The sequence below is a fragment of the Massilia arenae genome, assembly GCF_008014745.1.
Classification (GTDB): domain Bacteria; phylum Pseudomonadota; class Gammaproteobacteria; order Burkholderiales; family Burkholderiaceae_D; genus Telluria; species Telluria arenae.
In genome coordinates, this window is record NZ_VPFD01000032.1 from 20954 (window position 1) to 40408 (window position 19455).

16 protein-coding genes are annotated in these 19455 nt (G+C 66.7%); 8 read left to right on the top strand and 8 right to left on the bottom strand.

Features of this window, described 5'->3' with window-relative positions:
• Positions 1-3 precede the first annotated feature (3 nt).
• The 5 genes from FVD38_RS22905 (at position 4) to FVD38_RS22925 (ending at position 5354) form a co-directional block, all read left to right on the top strand.
• Positions 4-798 carry a thymidylate synthase gene (locus FVD38_RS22905; protein ID WP_147936922.1) on the top strand — a complete coding sequence of 265 codons (795 nt, stop codon included), beginning with the start codon at positions 4-6 and terminating at the stop codon, positions 796-798.
• Complete coding sequence (locus tag FVD38_RS22910) at positions 795-1292, top strand: dihydrofolate reductase (RefSeq protein WP_147936923.1); 498 nt, start codon at positions 795-797, stop codon at positions 1290-1292. The genes FVD38_RS22905 and FVD38_RS22910 overlap by 4 nt, the downstream gene beginning before the upstream one ends.
• Complete coding sequence (locus FVD38_RS22915) at positions 1292-1927, top strand: DUF4337 domain-containing protein (protein WP_147936924.1); 636 nt, start codon at positions 1292-1294, stop codon at positions 1925-1927. The genes FVD38_RS22910 and FVD38_RS22915 overlap by 1 nt, the downstream gene beginning before the upstream one ends.
• 187 nt (positions 1928-2114) lie before the next feature.
• Positions 2115-4373: an arginine/lysine/ornithine decarboxylase gene (locus FVD38_RS22920; protein ID WP_147936925.1), complete on the top strand. Its 2259-nt coding sequence runs from the start codon at positions 2115-2117 to the stop codon at positions 4371-4373.
• Positions 4374-4463: 90 nt separating this feature from the next.
• Complete coding sequence (locus FVD38_RS22925; protein ID WP_147936926.1) at positions 4464-5354, top strand: sigma-70 family RNA polymerase sigma factor; 891 nt, start codon at positions 4464-4466, stop codon at positions 5352-5354.
• A 7-nt stretch (positions 5355-5361) separates the two neighbouring features.
• Here the strand turns inward: FVD38_RS22925 and dcd are convergent, their stop codons facing one another.
• Positions 5362-5928: a dCTP deaminase gene (gene dcd / locus FVD38_RS22930; protein WP_123068242.1), complete on the bottom strand. Its 567-nt coding sequence runs from the start codon at positions 5926-5928 to the stop codon at positions 5362-5364.
• Positions 5929-6074: 146 nt separating this feature from the next.
• Between dcd and FVD38_RS22935 the strand changes: the two genes are divergently transcribed.
• Positions 6075-6329: a hypothetical protein gene (locus FVD38_RS22935; RefSeq protein ID WP_147936927.1), complete on the top strand. Its 255-nt coding sequence runs from the start codon at positions 6075-6077 to the stop codon at positions 6327-6329.
• 1 nt (position 6330) lies between these two features.
• Here FVD38_RS22935 and FVD38_RS22940 read toward each other — a convergent pair whose 3' ends face one another.
• The 3 genes from FVD38_RS22940 to FVD38_RS22950 form a co-directional block, all read right to left on the bottom strand.
• Positions 6331-7137, bottom strand: a complete 807-nt coding sequence (locus FVD38_RS22940; RefSeq protein WP_147936928.1) for an alpha/beta fold hydrolase — start codon at positions 7135-7137, stop codon at positions 6331-6333.
• Between the two features lie 66 nt (positions 7138-7203).
• Positions 7204-8109, bottom strand: coding sequence for a peptidase associated/transthyretin-like domain-containing protein (locus tag FVD38_RS22945; RefSeq protein WP_147936929.1), 906 nt, complete (start codon positions 8107-8109; stop codon positions 7204-7206).
• The gene (locus tag FVD38_RS22950; protein WP_147936930.1) at positions 8106-8657 is read right to left on the bottom strand and encodes a Spy/CpxP family protein refolding chaperone; all 552 of its coding nucleotides are present in this window, start codon (positions 8655-8657) and stop codon (positions 8106-8108) included. Before FVD38_RS22950 ends, FVD38_RS22945 begins: the two co-directional genes overlap by 4 nt.
• Positions 8658-8792: 135 nt before the next feature.
• Between FVD38_RS22950 and FVD38_RS22955 the strand changes: the two genes are divergently transcribed.
• On the top strand, positions 8793-9479 hold the full coding sequence (locus FVD38_RS22955; RefSeq protein WP_147936931.1) for a response regulator transcription factor: 687 nt from the start codon (positions 8793-8795) through the stop codon (positions 9477-9479).
• Between the two features lies 1 nt (position 9480).
• A complete protein-coding gene (locus FVD38_RS22960) occupies positions 9481-10851 on the top strand; it encodes a sensor histidine kinase (protein WP_147936932.1) in 1371 nt (456 codons plus the stop codon).
• 12 nt (positions 10852-10863) lie between these two features.
• Here the strand turns inward: FVD38_RS22960 and FVD38_RS22965 are convergent, their stop codons facing one another.
• Genes FVD38_RS22965 through FVD38_RS22980 form a run of 4 tightly spaced genes read right to left on the bottom strand, consistent with a single transcriptional unit; the run spans position 10864 to position 19441 of the window.
• Positions 10864-13215 carry a DNA internalization-related competence protein ComEC/Rec2 gene (locus FVD38_RS22965; RefSeq protein WP_147936933.1) on the bottom strand — a complete coding sequence of 784 codons (2352 nt, stop codon included), beginning with the start codon at positions 13213-13215 and terminating at the stop codon, positions 10864-10866.
• 12 nt (positions 13216-13227) lie between these two features.
• Positions 13228-14919 carry a T6SS immunity protein Tli4 family protein gene (locus tag FVD38_RS22970; RefSeq protein ID WP_147936934.1) on the bottom strand — a complete coding sequence of 564 codons (1692 nt, stop codon included), beginning with the start codon at positions 14917-14919 and terminating at the stop codon, positions 13228-13230.
• Positions 14916-16622 (bottom strand): esterase/lipase family protein, encoded by a 1707-nt coding sequence (locus FVD38_RS22975; protein WP_147936935.1) that lies wholly within the window; start codon positions 16620-16622, stop codon positions 14916-14918. The genes FVD38_RS22970 and FVD38_RS22975 overlap by 4 nt, the downstream gene beginning before the upstream one ends.
• Complete coding sequence (locus FVD38_RS22980) at positions 16619-19441, bottom strand: type VI secretion system Vgr family protein (protein ID WP_147936936.1); 2823 nt, start codon at positions 19439-19441, stop codon at positions 16619-16621. Before FVD38_RS22980 ends, FVD38_RS22975 begins: the two co-directional genes overlap by 4 nt.
• Between the last annotated feature and the right edge of the window lie 14 nt (positions 19442-19455).

Genomic DNA, 19455 nt, shown 5'->3' on the forward strand with positions numbered 1-19455 from the left:
GCAATGCGCCAATATCTCGAATTCATGCGCCATGTGAAAGAGCATGGCGCCATCAAGACCGACCGCACCGGCACCGGCACCCGCTCCGTGTTCGGCCACCAGATGCGCTTCAACCTGCAGGAAGGCTTCCCGCTGCTGACCACCAAGAAGGTGCACCTCAAGTCGATCATCCATGAACTGATCTGGTTCCTGCAGGGCTCGACCAATATCGCCTACCTGAAGGACAATGGCGTGTCCATCTGGGACGAATGGGCCGACGCCGAAGGCAACCTGGGGCCGATCTACGGCTATCAGTGGCGCAACTGGCCGACCCCGTCCGGCGAGCACATCGACCAGATATCGCAGGTACTCGAACAGATCCGCGCCACGCCCGACTCGCGCCGCATGATCGTCTCGGCCTGGAACGTGGCCGACGTGCCGCAGATGAAGCTGCCGCCCTGCCACGCGCTGTTCCAGTTCTACGTGGCCGACGGCAAGCTGTCCTGCCAGCTGTACCAGCGCAGCGCCGACATCTTCCTGGGCGTGCCCTTCAATATCGCCTCGTACGCGATCCTGACCCATATGATGGCCCAGCAGGCCGGACTCGAAGTGGGCGACTTCGTCTGGACCGGCGGCGACTGCCACCTGTATTCGAACCACATGGAACAGGTCGAACTGCAGTTGTCGCGCGAGACCCGCGCAATGCCGCGCCTCGAGATCAAGCGCAAGCCCGATTCGCTGTTCGACTATCGCTTCGAGGACTTCGAGATCACGGGCTACGATCCACATCCCGCGATCAAGGCGCCGGTGGCCGTATGAACAGCGCTCCCCGCCTGACCCTCGTGGTTGCGGTCGACGCCAACAACGGCATCGGCCTGGACAACCAGCTACCCTGGCACCTGCCCGAGGACCTGGCGCACTTCAAGCGCGTCACCCTGGGTAAACCAATCATCATGGGCCGCAAGACGTTCGACTCGATCGGGCGCCCGCTGCCCAAGCGCCGCAACATCGTGGTCACCCGCAATGCCGGCTGGTCGCACGAAGGCGTCGACAGCGCGGCCTCGCTGGGCGCCGCCATCACGCTGCTCGATGGCGAGCCTGCCAGCATCATCGGCGGAGCCCAGGTCTTCCACGAGGCGATGAACGTGGCCGATGCCATGATCGTCACCCACATCGACCACGCCTTCCGCTGCGATACCTTCTTCCCGCCGATCGACCCGGGCTTATGGGTCGAGACCGCGCGCGAAACCCACCGCGCCGACGAACAGGGATTCAACTATGCCTTCGTGACCTACGAACGCAAGGCTGCCTGATGAGCGAAGCTTCACGCCCACCGGGTTCGCGCGGCGGCGACGGCTTCGCCGGCCGCGTCGCGGTATTGATCGCGGTGCTGGCCACGCTCGGCACCCTGTTCGCCTTCCTGGGCACGTCGTCGCACAACGACGCCAGCCTGTACAAGACCCAGGCGGCGATGGAAAAGACCAGCGCCGCCAATGCCTGGAGCCACTACCAGGCCAAGTCGAGCCGCCAGAACCTGGCCGAACTGGCCGCAACGCTGCCCGGCGTCGACGGCGTGCGCTACCGCGACGAAGCGGAGCGCTACCGGGAAGAAAAAGACGTCATCCGCAAGGAAGCCGAGCGCTGGGAAGCGGCGTCGGGCGAATCGAACCGCCGCTCGGACGAAGCCCTGCACCGCCAGCGCCAGTGGGCCGCCGCCTCGGTGGCCCAGCAGATCGCGATCTCGCTGGCCGCCGTCACGCTGCTGGCGCGCCGCACCTGGCTGCTCACGCTCACCGGGGCCGTGGCGGCCTTCGGCATCACGCTGGGCCTGTTCGCCTTCATGCACGGCAATGTCACGGCGCTGTCACCGATCCCGCTCCTTGGCGCCCTCGTCGCTGCGCTATTGACTGAGGGCATCCGGCGCGCCGGACGCCGAATGGATGGCTGAATGCGACTAGAGTGCGCCACCCTTCCGGAACAGTGGCTAACCTAGCAAAAAAACTTGCACCGGGACCCGTGTTTTCTGCGAAAATCCGCTTCTCATTTTTCTACGGTGCCGTGCGCGGCGGCCAGACCTTCCGGAACGTTCCGGCGAGGACCTGCCGCCTCCACGGCGCTTCGTTTTGGAGCTGTCCATGAAATTTCGTTTCCCTATCGTCATCATCGATGAGGACTTCCGCTCGGAGAATACCTCCGGTCTCGGCATTCGCGCCCTCGCGGCCGCGATGGAACAGGAAGGCATGGAGGTCGTCGGTGTGACCAGCTATGGCGACCTGTCCCAGTTCGCCCAGCAGCAATCGCGCGCATCGGCCTTCGTCCTGTCGATCGACGACGAGGAATTCGGCGGCGGCTCGCTCGAAGAGACCGACTTCGCCCTGACCGGCCTGCGCGCCTTCGTGAAGGAAATCCGTCACAAGAACGCGAATATCCCGATCTATATCTATGGCGAGACGCGCACCAGCCGCCACATCCCGAACGACATCCTGAAGGAGCTGCACGGCTTCATCCACATGTTCGAGGACACCCCGGAATTCGTGGCGCGCCACATCATCCGCGAGGCCAAGGCCTACCTCGACAGCCTGGCGCCGCCGTTCTTCCGCGCACTGGTCAACTACGCCTACGACGGCTCGTACTCGTGGCACTGCCCGGGGCACTCGGGCGGCGTGGCTTTCCTGAAGTCGCCGATCGGCCAGATGTTCCACCAGTTCTTTGGCGAGAACATGCTGCGCGCCGACGTCTGCAACGCGGTCGAGGAACTCGGTCAGCTGCTCGACCATACCGGCCCGGTGGCCAAGTCCGAGCGCAACGCCGCGCGCATCTACAGCGCCGACCACTGCTACTTCGTGACCAACGGCACCTCGACCTCGAACAAGATGGTGTGGCACTCGACCGTGGCGCCGGGCGACATCGTCGTCGTGGACCGCAACTGCCACAAGTCGATCCTGCACTCGATCATCATGTGCGGCGCGATCCCCGTGTTCCTGATGCCGACCCGGAATCACCTGGGCATCATCGGACCGATCCCGCTCGAAGAATTCACGCCCGAATCGATCGCCCGCAAGATCGAGGCGAATCCGTTCGCGCGCGACGCCGTCAACAAGAAGCCGCGCATCCTCACCATCACCCAGTCGACCTACGACGGCGTGGTGTACAACGTCGAAACCCTGCGCGAAATGCTGGACGGGAAGATCGACACCCTGCACTTCGACGAAGCCTGGCTGCCGCACGCCACCTTCCACGATTTTTACAAGAATATGCACGCGATCGGCCAGAACCGCCCACGCGCGAAAGAGTCGATGATCTTCTCGACCCAGTCGACGCACAAGCTGCTGGCCGGCCTGTCGCAGGCTTCGCAGGTGCTGGTGCGCGAATCCGAATCGGTCAAGCTCGACCAGGACGCCTTCAACGAGGCCTACCTGATGCACACCTCGACCTCGCCGCAGTATTCGATCATCGCCTCGTGCGACGTCGCCGCGGCCATGATGGAAGCGCCGGGCGGCACCGCCCTGGTCGAGGAATCGATCCTGGAAGCGCTGGACTTCCGCCGCGCGATGAAGAAGGTCGACGAGGACTTCGGCGACGACTGGTGGTTCCAGGTCTGGGGTCCGGATAAATTCTCGGAAGAAGGCATCGGCACCCAGGACGACTGGATGATCCGCGCCGAAGAGAACTGGCACGGCTTCGGCAAGCTGGCGCCGGGCTTCAATATGCTCGACCCGATCAAGGCCACCATCGTGACCCCGGGCCTGGACCTGTCGGGCCAGTTCGGCGAGACCGGCATCCCGGCCTCGATCGTCACCAAGTACCTGGCCGAGCACGGCGTCATCATCGAGAAGTGCGGCCTGTACTCGTTCTTCATCATGTTCACCATCGGCATCACCAAGGGCCGCTGGAACACGCTGGTGACGGCGCTGCAGCAGTTCAAGGACGACTACGACCGCAACGCCCCGATGTGGCGCGCGATGCCGCAGTTCGCCTCGGCCAATCCGCGCTACGAGACGCACGGCCTGCGCGACCTGTGCACCGAGATCCACACCTTCTACAAATCGCGCGACGTGGCCCGCCTGACCACCGAGATGTATTTGTCGGACATGATCCCGGCCATGAAGCCGTCGGACGCCTTCGCCCATATGGCGCACCGCAAGATCGAGCGCGTGGCGATCGACGAACTCGAAGGCCGCATCACCGCGATCCTGCTCACGCCATACCCGCCGGGCATTCCGCTCTTGATCCCGGGCGAGCGTTTCAATCGCGTGATCGTCGACTACCTGCGCTTCGCGCGCGACTTCAACGAACGCTTCCCGGGCTTCGAGACCGACGTCCACGGCCTGGTCAAGCGTGAAGTCGACGGCAAGCGCGGCTACTTCGTCGATTGCGTGATGCAGGACGCGTAAACCGAACCGGGGGCTGGGGCTGGAGCCTCTGCCCGCCGAGAGAGGCCCGGATCGAATCCGGGCCTTTTTTTTCGCGTATCATTTTCGCCCATGGATACCTTCGACATCGACTCCGCCGCCTTCTTCACCGCCCGCCGCCCGCGCCTGCAGCGCATCGCCTACCGCATGCTCGGTTCGGTGGCCGAGGCCGAGGACGTGGTGCAGGACGCCTGGCTGCGCTGGCACGGCGCCGACCAGGAAGCGGTACGCGAACCGGAAGCGTTCCTGGTGCGCACCGTGACGCGCCTGTGCCTGGACGTGCTCAAGTCGGCGCGCATCAAGCGCGAGGAATACATCGGCCCCTGGCTGCCGGAACCCTTCATCGATCCCGCCGATGAGGACGACGACGACATCACCCTGCCCCTGATGCTGGCGATGGAGCGCCTGTCGCCGCTGGAGCGCGCCGCCTTTTTGCTGCACGACGTGTTCGATATGGACTTCGACGAGGTGGCCGAGGCGATCGGCCGCGAACCTGCGGCCTGCCGCCAGCTGGCCAGCCGTGCGCGCGCCCACCTGGCCGGCGCGCGACCGCGCTTCCCGGTACCGCAGGCGCGCCAGGAAGAGATCGCCGCCGCCTTCTTCGCCGCCTCGCGTAGCGGCGACGTGGCCCAGCTCACCCGCTTGCTGTCGAGCGACGTGGTGTTCTATGGGGACGGCGGCGGCAAGCGCCAGGCCACCATGAACCCGATCTTCGGGCAGGAGAAGGTGCTGCGCTTCCTGCTGGCGCAGAAGGTGAAGGCGGCGTGGGACGCGGCCGAGCTGCTGCAGTCGGCCAGCATCGACGGCCTGCCGGGGCGGATCACGCTCGAACCGGATGCCATGCTGCAGACGATGGCGCTCGAGATCGACGACGGGCGCATCAAGGCCATCTATGTGATGCGCAATCCCGACAAGCTGGGGCACCTGGCGCCCTCGGGACACCGGGCGCGCCAGGACGACTGAAAACCGCTCAGGTCTTCGGCAGGGTCACGCCGTGCTGGCCCTGGTACTTGCCGCCACGGTCCTTGTACGAGGTTTCGCAGACTTCGTCGCTTTCGAAGAACAGCACCTGGGCGCAGCCTTCGCCCGCATAGATCTTGGCCGGCAGCGGGGTCGTGTTCGAGAACTCCAGGGTCACATAGCCTTCCCACTCCGGCTCGAACGGCGTCACGTTGACGATGATGCCGCAGCGCGCATAGGTCGACTTGCCCAGGCAGACCGTCAGCACATTGCGCGGGATGCGGAAGTACTCGATGGTGCGCGCCAGCGCGAACGAGTTCGGCGGGATGATGCAGACGTCGCTCTTGACGTCGACAAAGGAGTTCGAATCGAAGTTCTTCGGGTCGACGATGGTGCTGTTGATGTTGGTGAACACCTTGAATTCGTCGGCGCAGCGGATGTCGTAGCCGTACGAGGAGGTGCCGAAGGAGATGATGCGGCGGCCGTCCTGCTCCCGTACCTGCTGCGGCTCGAACGGCTCGATCATGCCGGTGCTTTCCGCCATGCGGCGGATCCATTTGTCGCTCTTGATAGTCATTGTCGGTTTCCAGCAGGGAGAAAATCCCGCGATTTTACGCGAAATGACGGCGCCGGTGATGGTCGTCGATAGCTGGCCTGTCAATATACATTGCGAACAAGTGCAATTGTGAATACCATAAGTCACCCTATTCGATGGAGATCCACATGCAGCATCTGCCCAAGGCCCTGATCGGCGTGTTCGTCCTGACCCTCGCCGCCTGCACGGCCGCGCCCACTACCGACCAGCCGACGCCCGCGGCCGCGGCGGCGCCGACCGTCGCGGCCAAGGTCGACGATGAAACCATGACCGGCTCGCGGATTCCGAAAAAAGGCGGCGGCGACCGCACCGTCAAGACCATCGGTTCGCGCGACGCGCGCGACTCTTTCGACAACCAGACCAAGCCGATGGACCGCCAGTGAGCTAGGGCCGCATCGGTGCGGCCAGCAGCCGCTCGATCATCGCCTGCGTGAGGCGCGCCGTCTCCTGCGGCTTTTCGAGCGGGTACAGGTGGCCGCCCTCGATCATCACCAGGTTCTCGCCCACCAGCTTGCGGGTGCCGTCCATGCCGGCCTGGCGCATCTCTTCCGAGCGGGTGCCGGCAACGAAGCCGACCGGCACCGGAAACGGTTCGCGGATCACGGCGTCCATGTGGTGCGGGAGCGTCTGGTAGATGGCCGATTCCACGTCGCGCCGGAAACGCAGGGTCACGCCGTCCGGATGCGGCGCCAGGCCGTGTTCCAGGTAGTCGTCCAATGCGCCCGGGGCCCAGGCCTGGAAGATCGGCTTGGCGTTGAAGTGCTGGAAAGCGGCTTCGCGGCTCGGCCACAGCTCGCGGCGCTTGCGGGCGAAGCGCGCGGGCGACAGGCGTTCTCCCCAGCCGGCCAGCTTGGCCAGGCGCCAGCCCAGCGCGCGCCAGCCCGCCACCACCGGAGAATCGAGCATCACCACGCAGCGCGCCAGGTCGGGGCGGCGCTTGGCGGCCAGCATGCACAGCATCCCGCCCAGCGAATGGCCGACCAGGATCGCCGGCCGGCCATAGCCCTCGAGGTGCTCGACCAGTTCGTCGACCAGCGCGCCCCAGCCGTCGGCGACCGGGTGGCGCGGATCGTGGCCGTGCATGTCCAGGGTGCGCACGTCGTAGTGCTCGCGCAGCTGCGCCAGCAGACGGTTGTAGGTGCCGGCCGGGTAGCTGTTGCCATGGGCGAAATGAAGCAGGGGTCTGGACATGGGGCGGGCGCGATCGGGTGCAGGAGCGGCCCATTGTAATGTCCAGCGCCGCCCGGCGGTCCGCCTTTAGAAGGAAACGCCTACAAGCAGCTCGGCGGTATAGCCCTGCACCGCATTGCCTGTTACGTTCGCCATCTGCAGCGCCGTGCCGTCGGCAAAGACGTTGTCCGTGGCGTAGCTGATGCGTCCCAGGTTGCGCACGCTGCTGGCGTAGCCGCTGCTGGCATAGGCATCAATGAGCGTCGCCAGCGGGAAGGCGAACTGCGAGGTCTTGATCCGGTTCGCCGCGCTGTTCGCCTTGGCCAGGCTCGGATAGACCTCGAAGTGCACGTGCGGCATACGGCCGTCGTAGCAGCCGGGGAAGATGGTCGTGAACGTGACCCAGCCTTCGCTGTCGGCTTCCTGCACGCCGCGCAGGTAGTTCTCGTCCACGATGCCGCTCGAGTACATCGAGTAGCCCCCTTCGCGCGTGCAATGCCACAGATAGACGGCCGCCCCGCCCGCCGCCGCGCACCCCTGAAGCACATTCTCGATCTTCAAGCGGATGACCAGCGGCACGCCCTGGGCCACGCCGCTGGCGCCGCCCACGCTGGCGCGGATGTCGCCGCGCACGATGCCGGACAGGGTCAGGGCATTGGCCACGCCGTTGGCATTGCGGTTGGTGCCGTCGCCCGGATAGGGGCCGCCGGTCTCCTCGGGGATGACGGAACAGGCCACGTTGCCCCCGGCCGTGCTGCCGCTCGTGCCGCTGCCGGTCGTGGTGGTCGAGGTCGAGATGCCGTAGCCATCGTCCACGCTGCCGCCGCAACCGGCCAGCGGCATGACCGCCGTGCCGACGCCTGCGCCCAGCCAGCGCAGCGACTGGCGGCGCGTGACCGGACGCGCCAGCATGCGCGCGAGGTCGGCGGCCAGTCCAGGGTGGTGGTCGTCGCTGTCCTCGTGTAGGGCCCGCGGGGCCGCCAGTGCGCTCATTGGCCGGCCTCGCGCTGCTTCGCACGCGCGCTTGCCTTGGCGCCGCGGCCCTTGCGGCCCTCGCCGCGCGGCGCGTCGAGCTGCGCGCGCTGCGCGGGGGTGAGCACCGCCTTGATCTGGGCGCCGGTCTGCAGCCGCAGCAACTCCTGGTCGGCGATTGCCTGGCCCAGGGCCTGGGCGCTGGTGGAAGCACGCGCTTCGTCCAGTTGCGTCGCGCGCGCCAGGTCGCGCAGCGCCTGGAAGGCCTTGCGCTCGGCCTTGTCGAGTGCGCGCCGCTTCGGCGCCTGGGCGTGCAGGATGGCGGACACACGGTCCTGCTGTTCCTCGCTCAGGTCGAGGTCGCGCAGGAACGGTGGGCCGGCGTGCATGCCTTCTCCAAAGGCCCAGAACGGCGCCCCGGCGCGGGCGTCAGGCTGCTCGAAGCCCGGCCCGGCATCCGGACCGTCGGCAGGTGGCATCGCTTGCGCCAGGACGGCGGGCGCGGCCAGCAGGCAGGCGCACAATGCGGCGGCGGCGCGCAAGGCAGTGAATGTGGTTGGCAGTGTCATCGAGGGTCCTCCTGTGGTGTTGAACGCGGCCATTGTGTGGCGCCCGGGTGTAAAGCGCGCCTAAGCGAGGTAAATCCGGGTAAAGCCCCGCCATGCGGAAAAGACCGCGGCGCGCGACTGCGCTATCCTGTCGCCATGAACCATGTATTGCTTATCGACGACGACGTCGAACTGGTCGGCATGTTCGCCGAATACCTCGAACAGGAAGGCTTCAGGGTCACCTGCGTCCACAACGGCGACGATGGCGCGCGCGAAGCGCTCAGCGGCCGCCACGCCATTGCCATCCTCGACGTCATGATGCCCGGCACCAGCGGTATCGACGCCCTGCGCCAGATCCGCGCCGCCAGCCGCATCCCGGTCCTGATGCTGACCGCGCGCGGCGACGACGCAGACCGCATCCTCGGCCTCGAACTGGGCGCCGACGACTACGTGGCCAAGCCCTGCACGCCGCGCGAACTGACGGCGCGGGTGCGCGCCATCCTGCGCCGCACCCAGGCGCAGCCGGAAAGCATTCCTGGCGCGGCCCTCACGGTCGGCAAGCTGACCATGCATCCTGAGGGGCGGCGCGCGACCTGGGACGGCGCGCCGCTGGACCTGACCAGCACCGAGTTCAACCTGCTGGAGGTACTGGCGCGCAATGCCGGCAAGCCCGTCAGCAAGAACGAGCTGTCCGAACAGGGGCTGGGGCGACCGCTGGCCCGCTTCGACCGCAATATCGACGTCCACCTGAGCAGCCTGCGCCACAAGCTGGGACCGCTGGCGGACGGCCGTTCCTGCTTACAGACCATCTACCGCCAGGGCTACCAATTGATCAAGGAGTAGCATGGGGCGGCTGTTCTGGAAGTTCTTCCTTTGCATTCTGCTGGCGCAGCTGACGGCCACCATCGCCATCGGCGGCGCCTTCTGGCTACGCGACCAGGCGCGCCAGAAGGCCAGCTCGAGCCTCGATTCCGGCCCGCCGGCCGCGGTCGCCCTCGACGCGGCGGCCGCCACCCTGCGCCACGGCGGAGAAGCGGCGCTGCGCGGCCTGCTGGCCGACCTGCGGCGCCCGCAGCTGTACGTGCTCGACGCGGCGCGCCGCGACCTGCTCGGGCGCCCGGTGCCGGCCGAGCTGCCGAAGGAAGCCGAGCGCCAGCTCGGCAACGGTGAACAGCGCGGCGCCTGGCGCGGCGCACGCTATCTGGTCGGGCCCGGCGGCGAGCGCTATCTGGCCTTCGTCCCGCGCCAGTCGGGCCGACCGGAGGGGATGCGCGGCGGCCCGTCGGACCCGCTGACGCCGGCGCTCGACCCCGGCGCGCGCCGCCGCATCGGCCAGACCGTCGTGATCGGCGCCGCTGTCGTGGCCAGCCTGCTGTTCGCGGCCCTGCTGGCCTGGTATTTCTCGCGTCCGATCCGCGCCCTGCGCAGCGCCTTCGAGGCCGCCGCCGCCGGCGACCTGGCGCCGCGCTTCGGCCGCGCCACCAAGGGCGGCGACGAACTCTCCGACCTGGGACGCGACTTCGACCGCATGAGCGGCCGCCTGCGCACCCTGATGGATGGCCAGCGCCGCCTGCTGCACGACGTCTCGCACGAGCTGCGCTCGCCGCTGGCGCGCATGCAGGCGGCGGTCGGGCTGGCGCACCAGCAGCCGGACAAGTTCGCGAGCACGCTCGAACGCATCGAGCGCGAAAGCAACCGCATGGACAAGCTGGTCGGCGAGCTGTTGACCCTGTCCCGCCTGGAGGCCATGCCCGACGCGCTGCGGCGCGAGCCGGTCGACCTGACCGAGCTGGCCGACGGCATCGTGGCCGACGCGCGCTTCGAGGCGGCCGAGTCGACCCGGATCCTGATCGAGGCCGAAGGCGTGGTCAGCGTGACCGGCGACCCCGACCTGCTGTGGAGCGCCCTGGAAAACGTGGTGCGCAACGCCGCCAAGCACGGCGCCCAGGGCGGCATCGTGACCGTCGCGCTGTGCGCCGACCAGGGGCTGGCGCGCATCGACGTGCTCGATCGCGGGCCGGGTATCCCGCCAGCAGACCTGGCGGCGGTGTTCCAGCCGTTCTTTCGCGCCGGCGCCTCGCGCACGGGCGTCGACGGCCACGGCCTCGGCCTGGCGATCGCCCAGCGCGTGGTGCAGGCCCATGGCGGAGAGATCGTGGCGCACAACCGCGAGGATGGCGGGCTGCGGGTAACGATCACCTTGCCGCAGGCGTGAGCCGGCACAACATCAGCGGCCGTGCCAGTAGCGGGCGTGCGTTTCGCGATGGGTCTCGACCTGCAAGCCGGGACCGAAGCGCAAGGTGACGGCGCCCCGCTCGTCAGTCCGCAGGCGCCGTATCCCCTGCTCGGCATAACGCTCGTAGACCTCTTTTTTGGGATGTCTGTAACGATTACGATGGCCGACCTGGAAGATGCCCAGCGACGGCCCCACCGCCTGCAGGAAGGACGCGGTCGACGAGGTGCCGCTGCCGTGGTGGGGCGCAAGCAGTACGTCGGCCCGCAATCGTGCGGCGTCCGTGACCAGCAGCGCGGCCTCCTGCGCGGCCTCGATGTCGCCGGCCAGCAGGATCGCCTTGCCATCGGCGCTCACTCGCAGCACACAGCTGCGCGCATTGGCTTTCAGGCGCGGATTGGCGTAGCTGGCGGCGTCCGGCGCCAGCATCTCGAAGCGCACGCCGTCCCACTCCCAGCCCTGGCCGGCCAGGCAGCGCTGCCGGCGCGCAGCCGTCCGCAGCAAGGGGTGCGCGGGCGATAGCGACGACCTCACCTCTCCCACCTCCAGCGTCTCCAGCACGGCGTCGGCGCCGCCGACGTGATCCAGGTCGCTGTGCGAAACCACCAGGGTGTCCAGGCGCCCGATGCCGCGCCCGCGCAGGTAAGGCAGGATGACGCGGGTAGCGCCGCTGGCGCCCGGCGCGTACTGCGGGCCGGTATCGTACAGCAGGCGGTGGCGCCGGGTTTCGACCAGCAGCGCCATGCCCTGGCCGACGTCGAAGGCGGTGACGGTGAACGCGCCGGGTGGCGGCGCCGACGGCAGCTGCGTCAGCAGCGGGGTCCAGGCCGCAAGGCCAACCCAGCGCCGGGGCCAGCCGCGCGGCGCCAGCATCCATGCGGTGCCGAGTAGCGCCAGCGCGAGGATCCAGGGCGACGGCGCCGGCGCGGTCCATACCGCCAGCGCCGGCGCCGCCAGCCGCTGCAGCGGCCAGGCCAGCCATTCGATCGCCAGATGGGCCATGCCCAGGACCAGGCCGGCCAGCGGCGACGGCAGGATGCTGCCGACCAGCGCCAGCGGCGTCACGAACAGGCTGATGACGGGGATCGCGACCGCGTTCGCCATTGGACTGACCAGCGAAATCTGGCCGAACAACAGCAGCGTGAGCGGCGCCAGGCCGATGGTGACGGCCCATTGGGTGCGCGCGGCCACCAGCAGCCCCGCGCGCCAGCCGCGCGTCCGTTCGCCAAGCCGTCCGCTGCAGGCGTACAGGATCGCAGCGACCGCGCCGAAGGACAGCCAGAAGCCGGGCCACAGCATGGCCCAGGGATCGAGCAGCACGACGATGCCCAGCGCCAGGCACAGAACGTGCGAACTGGATGCGATGCGGCCGCACCACACTGCCGCCGCCACCACCGCCAGCATGTAGAAGGTGCGCTGGGCCGGCACGCCGAAGCCGGCCAGCAGCACGTACATCAGCGCCACGGTCGCTCCCGCCAGCGCGGCGGCCTTCTGGGCTGGGAGGCGCAGCGGCAGCTGGGCGTCGGTCCAGAACGAGCGGCGCCACAGGCTCGCGGCGATCCAGGCCGCGAGGCCCGCCACCATCGTGATGTGCAGGCCGGAGATCGACACCAGGTGACTGATGCCGGTGCGGTTGAAGACGTCCCAGTCGTCCTGGTCGATGCCGCGCTGGTCGCCGATGACCAGGGCCACGATCACGCCCGCGTAAGGCTCGCCTTCCAAGATGGCCAGGATGCGCGTGCGCAGGTAGCCGCGTGCGCGTTCGATCGCGTAGCCGGCGCCGGGAGTCCAGTCGTCGAGGCGTTCGTTGCGGCTGCCGGCGGGACGCACGTAACCGGTGGCGCGTACGCCCTGCTCCAGCAGCCAGGCTTCGTAGTCGAAGCCGTGGGGGTTGGCGTTGCCATGGGGGCGCTGCAGGCGCACGACCAGGCGCCAGCGTTCGCCGGGGTGGATGAAGGCAGGGTCGGCGGCGGTGGCGCCGTACCAGGACAGGACGATCTTTGGCGGGACGGTGGCGTTACGGGTTTCCGTATGCGCGACGTCGAACTGGAAGCGCACGCCGCCGTCGAAGCGATGCGGAAGGCTGGCGATGGCGCCGGTGACGGTAATGTCGCGGCCTTCGTCGTCGTGGGGCAAGGCCTGGCTCAGTGCCAGGTGGGCGATGAAGGCGGCCCAGCAGAAGCCGAGCAGGAGGCCGGTCGTGATCGTTCGGGGCAGGCCGCGCAGCCGGAGGCAGGCCACGATCGTCGTGGCTGCGCAGGCAAGCATCACGCTGGCGGGCGGCAGCGTCGATTGAAGCTGGAGACCGGCGGCGCCGGTGGCGAACGCGAGGATCGCGCTGCGCATGGAATGGGAACGTTACGTTTCCAGCCGATCGGTGTCAGCATGGCTCGGGTTATCCGCATAGCGTATGAGCTGCCAGGCACTGCGCCGATGAATCAGTTCAGGATGTGTATTGACTCGCCCGTGCAACTGCGCACGGAATGTTGCCGCAGGCAACAAACTCCCGGCGGCGAACCAACGGGTCCCGTCGAGGGCATGGCTGTCCTCGCATCGCCACCATCCACTTGCCGGGCATGCCGTCCCCGTTTTTGCAACGCTGCCGATCGGTGCTTCGATATGCGCCGTCGGCGTATCACTGGCAGGGATCGTGAGCAGTTCGAAACCCGATATGGCTTGCTCGAGAACAGCCGGCGTCGAGACGCGCACACTATTCCTCTTGTCTACCAGAGTCCATAATGTCGGATGACGGTTCTCATAGCTTGGCTGCACACCGCGCAATCGTTGCCACATGGTGGGCTGGGGCAGCAGCAAGGCTTGGGGCATTCGCTGGCCTTGCTTCAGGAACTGGCGTTCGCCGCCCAGGATCCCGGTCGCAGGACTACTGTCGCCGCACTGCCACCAGCCTGTCTGTGGGCAGATGTCCCAGGCGTAGGCGCCAGTTCCGAGCGCCATGGTGACAGGCTCAGGCAGCGTTGCCTTGTCCGGCTCGGTCGGCCGCAAACGAATGCTGCTCGCAATCTGTTCCCAAAGATCGAACATTGCCTCTTCTGACAATGTGGACTGTACCGGCTTGCCGCCAGTAACAGGATTTGTGCCAGACTCGAGTTCGAGGGTCAATAAAGGCGCGAGAACGTCTTCCCTCTCGACCTGCGCCTCCCATTGAAACGAATAGCCGGTGGTAAAGTTAGACTCGCGTATGCGCGTTACCAGTTCCTCGCCCTGGAGTCCATTGACGGCGCGTGCCTGCTCACGCAGATTGGTGAATGCCATTTGCACGAACACAGGCTCACGCGCTGCCGCAGCAGCATTGCGTTGCAACAGTCCGGGCGCAGGACTGCTGCCCGACATCGACGATAGAACGATGTTGACGTCAGGATGCCCCGGGAGACCGGCGAACATGACAACGCTTTCGGAATTTCGGTGCTCGTATGGATCACGCACCAGGGCATCGGCGAGACAGAAGCCGCGTTCTTTGGGAATCTCATGCGGATGCAACGGTCGAATTCGTCCCAAAAGACGCACCACATCATCGACATAATCCGGGTCCAGCCAATCCGCATTACCGGTAACGCTCAGACCAGGAAAGCGTAGCACGCTATGGACGGCAACATTCTCCACGGAGACGATGTGGTCTCCCCTATGCAGTTTCGACCGCCTCCGATTGTGGACAAACAGCGTGCCTTTGGCCGCCTCGCCTGAAAGCTGCCGGACAGATTCAAGGCTTTCCCGGGAGTCTTCGTTCAGCGTTCCCGCGATGTCGGTCTCCGTCTTCTGGACCCGGCTTGCAAACTCTTCCTCCGATTCGTGCATGGTACTCGACAAGTCGATTCCACCGATGGCTCCTCGACCGATCGTCACCTCGGCTGCCGCAGGAAGGTCGATCAGAAAGCGACCAACGCAAACGGTCTTCATCTTGTCCGTCATCTTTGCCACCTTTTGCTTGTCATGGACGGTCTGGACCGAGTTGGCGAAGAACGACGCGAGCGCCAGTGCCAACGCTGTGACCCCGCACACCCACCGCACTCTCCGGCTGCCAAGCCGCTTCATTGGACTTCCTGGACAATCTTGACAATGAGATGCCTCGTCAGAAGAAGCATCGACTCATGCTGAAAACTCTCTTGATGACGAAATCCTTCCGGTGCGAATATCTGGCGTATGTACTGAGCCGGGGCAGAAGCGGATTGGACCGGGACAGTCTCATCGCCATGGGAGTCCTGCGGCCACAACGCGAACCGCAGCCGCAGGTTAGTTTCGATTTCCACCTCACGCGCGCCATTCTCGGCAGACAGGACCAGTCTCCCCGAGCGAATATTCCCCGCCGTTAGTGCGGTCGAACCGGTACGCTCTTCACGAGCCACCCACCGAATCTGCCCGTACGCTTTGAATGTCCGATCTGCGCCGTAGAACGCATACGAGTTCGGGTGATAGTAGGGCCGCAGTGGTCCACCTTTGCCGTCACTCGTCGTGAGCACCTCGGTATGAAAGCGCTCAGCCTCGTCGATCGACTTGACGATCAGGGCTTCGGCGCCTCCTCGGGATGCAGTATATCTGCCGGCCGGATCTGCCAGCATCGGGTCGATCATGCGGTACCACGACTTCATATCACGATAGAAATCGTATGGATTTCCGTCTGGTAGCGAAAGGTGATCCCGCACCTGTTCCCGCCGATTGACCACACTGACCGTCTTAATCGATAGCCAGGGCTTAGGGTAAAGATGATTCGGCAGCAACTGAAGTATTCCGGCCGATACGGCCATCACCGGTGTGGTCTCGGCGCTTGTGTCACCCGCTACCTCGGCGAACTTCCCTGCCCTTAGATTGTCGGAAAGCCCATTCGTGAAATTACCTCCCTCAGTACCGCTGGCAATCCGACGGTATGCGACCGGCGCGCCCAAGGCCGGCATCACGGCATGAACAATGCCTGCGATATCCGGCGCACTGCCATCACCAGGTTGACTCGCCCGAGCACATGCCCGCGCAACCAGTCCGCCCATCGAATGGGTCACGAGGATCACCGTCCGACATTCATGCTTCCGATCAATCCAGAACTTCTTGATCTCGTCGATCCGCTGACGCAGCCGTCGCGCCGAGACGGAACAGGACTCCAACCAGTTGTAACCGAACGCATAGACGGGATACTGAAATGCCGCGTACTTTTCCAACTCGCTTTCGGTAACTCTGTCGACACTGCGTACGCCCCACTGTGCCGGCTGACACTGCATCACCCGGCGCCAGAAGTGACGGATCTCGCGGTTGCCGTGCGGCGTTACCTGGAACGTCTTGTCCAGATGCCTCTGCAGATCCACGAGCAAGGCACCGTAGGAATCCGCAAAGACCTCACCCCAGCCGCGCTCTCGCAACTCTCGACGATCGAGCGCATAAGGTGCGAACTCCAGCTCACCTCCGGGATCGACTTCCAGAAGACTTCCATCCAGAATGCGCTGGCGATGCGACGGGCCTCGGCGCGACCATTTTCGTGCCTCTTTGTATCCATCAACAGCGCCATTTGGCGGACGCCACGCCGCCTCCCCCGGCTTGAGGATATCGTCTTTGCGGGCCACCATGTCGCGCCTGGCCCGCAGATTCGAGCCCATGATGCCCGGCACGAATATCACCGGAATCACCTTGCGCGACCCAATAGTGACCCTGGCCCTCACCTTGAAGGCCGTCGGTGTCGCGACCGTATGCGCCACCAGGCTTCCATCGGTGTCGACAGTTGGCTGGGGAATTGGACGGGTCGGCTCCTTCATGCCCGGCCCGCACCGGGATCGTCTGCTTCGTCGTCGGGCAACAGGCGGATTTCAATGTCGCCCATGGCGTAGCTGCTCAGGATGCTGGTACGCCCCTCATCGTCGGTGACGCCCTGGATGCGGGTGCCGTCTTCGTGGCGGGCGACGTAGCGCTTGCCACGTGCAGGCAGGTTCGTCTGGCGATCGAGCACCACCACCCGCTCGTCGGTTTCCAGTTCGGTCGCCGGCAGGTGCAGGCCGGCCGGCGTGCCGCCGCCGGGAGACAGGTGCTCCACCGAGGCCGCCCTGACCACGTGCTTGCCGCTGCTCTGGTGCGTGATGGTGCCGCCGTCCCAATCGGTCTGGGTGCCCTGCGACACCACTTTCACCGACGGCGCTTCGAGCTCGATACCGGTGGCGGCGATCAGGCGGATGCGGCTGGACGACTTGATCTCGATATCGCCGCGGTGAGTCTCCACCACGATGTCGCCGCGGGCGGCGATCAGCTTCATGCCCAGCTCATAGGCGAACATGCTGAGCGCGCGCGAGGCGCGCAGGAAAAGGCTGCGGCCGGTCGCCAGTTCGGCGTCGCCGGTCGAGACGATGTCGATCTTGGTCTGGGCGCCGAGGGCGATACTGTCGTCGCTCGCGACCACCACGCCGGCCGCGGCGTTCACGGCCACCAGCGGCTCGCCCCCCGTCCCTGAACCAGGCGCGACGTTCGAGCCGTCGTGCCAATGGCGCAGGCGTTCGGCGAGCGCGTCCAGGCGGGGCTTGGCTTCTTCGCTCTCGCCATGGTCGCCCGCCAGCCGCCCGAGCGTATCCAGCACGCCGTGCATCGTTTCCACGATGCCGACCAGGCTGGCGCGCTCGAGCTGGGCGCCGGCGTCAATCTGCTTGCCGCCGGCGCTGAGCAGGATGCCTTCGCCGCCACGCAGCGCGACCGCCTTGTCGCTGCGCAGTTCAGCGCCTTCGCCGCGCGGGCCGGCCTGTCCGTTCGCGCGCGGCTCGGACAGCCAGCCGAGGTTCAGCTCCGACGCCGCATGCTCGCTGGCCAGCTGCACCGCGATCTGGCCTGGCGTGTCGTCGAACAGCAGTTGGCCGCCGCGCGCGCCCCCGATCTCGCGGCTGCGCATCCCCGACAGATACCGATTCCCCGGCAACTCCCCCGCCCGGCTCAGCGCCGGCGGCTGCGCGCGCTGGTTATACAGCTGCGACAGGATCACCGGCCGGTCCGGATCGCCACCCATGAAGGCCACCAGTACCTCGGTGCCGACGCGCGGCAGGCCAAGCGAGCCCGCCTGCTGCTGGCTGCCTGGCCCGGCCCCGGCCCAGTTGGAGGCCACCCGCACCCAGGCCGAATCGGCCGGCGTGTCGGAGGCGCCTGCGCCGTGCGCATGGCGGTGGTCGCCCGTGCGCATGCCGGGAAAGCGGATCTTGACCCGGCCCAGCGCGTCGCAATGCACCTCTTCGCCGGGCGGGCCGGTGACGATCGCGCTTTGCAGCTGCGGATGCGGCAGGTCGACACGCGGATCGAAGCTCGGCACCAGCGGAATGCCGCGCCGCACCGCGTCGAAGCTCACCCGTACCCGAACCGCGCCGAGCGATGGCGGGGTGTCGGGAAAGGCGGCGCTTTCCAGCCAGGCACCCATCAGGCGCCGCACGCGCGCCGAGACGTCGGCCGGGAGGTTGTTCTCGGCCTCGACGTGCAGCGCGGTGATGGTGAAGTCACGTTCGGGCGCCGGGTGGGTATCGATCTCGGGGTGGCCGCAGAGGGTGAACCATTCGCCGGCGCGCAGGTCGCGTACCCCGCCTTCGCCATGGAAGCACTTGGTCTCGAATTCGTGCCGGTTCATGCGCACCTGCCCGAGGCGCCAGTGGTCCTCGACGTCGTTGCCGGCATGCGGCATCTCGACCTGGTAGTCGTCGAGGCTGGCGGCGAGCTGGTTGCCACTGCGGCCCTGGTCGGCCATGCTGCGAGCGGTGGCGGTCATGAACTGGGTGCCGAGCGGGTTGCGGTAGTCCCAGCTGTGGCGCGTGGTGCTGCCCGCTTGCAGGCGGCGCGCGGCGCTCCAGGACACGATGGTGTCGCGCTCTTCGCTGGCGCCGCCGCGGTGGTAGCGCACGGTGCCGGCGCCGTTGCGCGGCAGCGAGTTGGAATCGGCGAACAGCACCAGCGTGTGCACCGGCGAGGTGTCGCGCTCGACCTCGAGCGTGCGAGTGCGCGCATGGCCGGGGCGGAAGGTCCAGGCCACCCCACGCCGGCGCAGCAGGCGGCGCACGAAGGCGGCGTCGGACTCGTTGTATTGCATCGTCTGTTCGCGCGGCGGGAACTGGCGCATGTCGAACAGTGGATCGAGTTCGTACTCGAAGGCGCTGGCCAGCACGCCATTCGATTGACGCCATTCGTCGAACAGCACCTGCACGATCTCGAGTTCGTTCTGGTAGCGGAACACGCGGCTGTTGACGCGCTTTTCCATGATCGCCAGCGCGTCGCGGATCACCAGCTGGTAAACACCCAGGCCGCCGTCATAGTCGCCGGCCCTGGCCTCGGCCACGATGCCGCAGGCGCTGCGCAACTGGCCGCGGTCGGTGACGAACTGGATTTCGGCCGGCAGCGCGATCAACTCCTTGAGCGGCAGGCGCGGGGTCGAGGCGACGCAGGTGACGATGTATTCGAGGCTGCCGCAAACGGACTCGCTGCCGCTGACCCGCTGCGGCAGCAGGACTTCATCGGCGAGGTGGTCGGCGTGACCGAGGCGTAGCCGGATGGCCCGATGGGCCGTCGTCAGCGATTTCTCGTGCTGCAGCATGCGCAGGAATTCGCTCGCGCTGTCCAAGTGTGTCTCCTGTC